Here is a 1,951-nt window from a genome sequence, read left to right on the forward strand (position 1 = left end):
GCCACGATACAGGGTGATAGTCCCGTACATGAAAAGACATTTTAAGTGAAATCGAGTAGGTCGGAGCACGTGAAACTTTGACTGAATATAGGTGGACCATCATCTAAGGCTAAATACTCCCAACTGACCGATAGTGAACCAGTACCGTGAGGGAAAGGCGAAAAGAACCCCTGTGAGGGGAGTGAAATAGAACCTGAAACCGTGTACGTACAAGCAGTAGGAGCCCACTTGTTGGGTGACTGCGTACCTTTTGTATAATGGGTCAGCGACTTATATTTTGTAGCGAGGTTAACCGAATAGGGTAGCCGTAGGGAAACCGAGTCTTAACTGGGCGAATAGTTGCAAGGTATAGACCCGAAACCCGGTGATCTAGCCATGGGCAGGTTGAAGGTTGAGTAACATCAACTGGAGGACCGAACCCACTAACGTTGAAAAGTTAGGGGATGACCTGTGGCTAGGAGTGAAAGGCTAATCAAACCGGGAGATAGCTGGTTCTCCCCGAAATCTATTTAGGTAGAGCCTCGGACGAATACTTACGGGGGTAGAGCACTGTTAAGGCTAGGGGGTCATCCCGACTTACCAACCCTTTGCAAACTCCGAATACCGTAAAGTAATATCCGGGAGACACACGGCGGGTGCTAACGTCCGTCGTGAAGAGGGAAACAACCCAGACCGCCAGCTAAGGTCCCAAAGTCATAGTTAAGTGGGAAACGATGTGGAAAGGCCCAGACAGCCAGGAGGTTGGCTTAGAAGCAGCCATCCTTTAAAGAAAGCGTAATAGCTCACTGGTCGAGTCGGTCTGCGCGGAAGATGTAACGGGGCTAAACTATGCACCGAAGCTGCGGATTCATCTTAGGATGAGTGGTAGGGGAGCGTTCTGTAAGCCGTTGAAGGTGTACCGGGAGGTATGCTGGAGGTATCAGAAGTGCGAATGCTGACATGAGTAACGATAATGGGAGTGAAAAACTCCCACGCCGGAANGAATTTATTCTGAGTGGTAGGGGAGCGTTCTGTAAGCCGTTGAAGGTGTACCGGGAGGTATGCTGGAGGTATCAGAAGTGCGAATGCTGACATGAGTAACGATAATGGGAGTGAAAAACTCCCACGCCGGAAGACCAAGGGTTCCTATCCCATGTTAATCAGGGTAGGGTAAGTCGACCCCTAAGGCGAGGCCGAAAGGCGTAGTCGATGGGAAACAGATTAATATTTCTGTACTCGATATAATTGCGATGGGGGGACGGAGCAGGCTAAGCAAGCATAGCGTTGGTAGTCTATGTGAAAGTGAGTAGGGCGTTTGTTTAGGTAAATCCGGACAAACACTAAACCTGAGACACGAGACGAGTCACTACGGTGATGAAGTTGCTGATGCCATACTTCCAGGAAAAGCCTCTAAGCTTCAGATTATATGGAATCGTACCCCAAACCGACACAGGTGGTCAGGTAGAGAATACTAAGGCGCTTGAGAGAACTCGGGTGAAGGAACTAGGCAAAATCGTACCGTAACTTCGGGAGAAGGTACGCTCCTATCTGTGATGAGACTTGCTCTCTAAGCGGACGGGAGCCGCAGTGACCAGGTGGCTGGGACTGTTTATTAAAAACACAGCACTGTGCAAAATCGCAAGATGACGTATACGGTGTGACACCTGCCCGGTGCCGGAAGGTTAATTGATGGGGTTATCCTTAGGGAGAAGCTCTTGATCGAAGCCCCGGTAAACGGCGGCCGTAACTATAACGGTCCTAAGGTAGCGAAATTCCTTGTCGGGTAAGTTCCGACCTGCACGAATGGTGTAACCATGGCCACGCTGTCTCCACCCGAGACTCAGTGAAATTGAAATCGCAGTGAAGATGCTGTGTACCCGCGGCTAGACGGAAAGACCCCGTGAACCTTTACTACAGCTTGGCACTGAACATTGAACCTACATGTGTAGGATAGGTGGGAGACTTTGAAGCA

At 49.8% G+C, this 1,951-nt stretch carries 1 rRNA gene; it reads left to right on the plus strand.

The features are described from left to right. Positions 1-1,951, plus strand: a 23S ribosomal RNA gene (locus tag I6E70_RS20475); the annotation flags it as partial.

It is taken from the genome of Pseudoalteromonas sp. NGC95, from assembly GCF_015864705.1.
GTDB lineage: Bacteria > Pseudomonadota > Gammaproteobacteria > Enterobacterales > Alteromonadaceae > Pseudoalteromonas > Pseudoalteromonas arctica.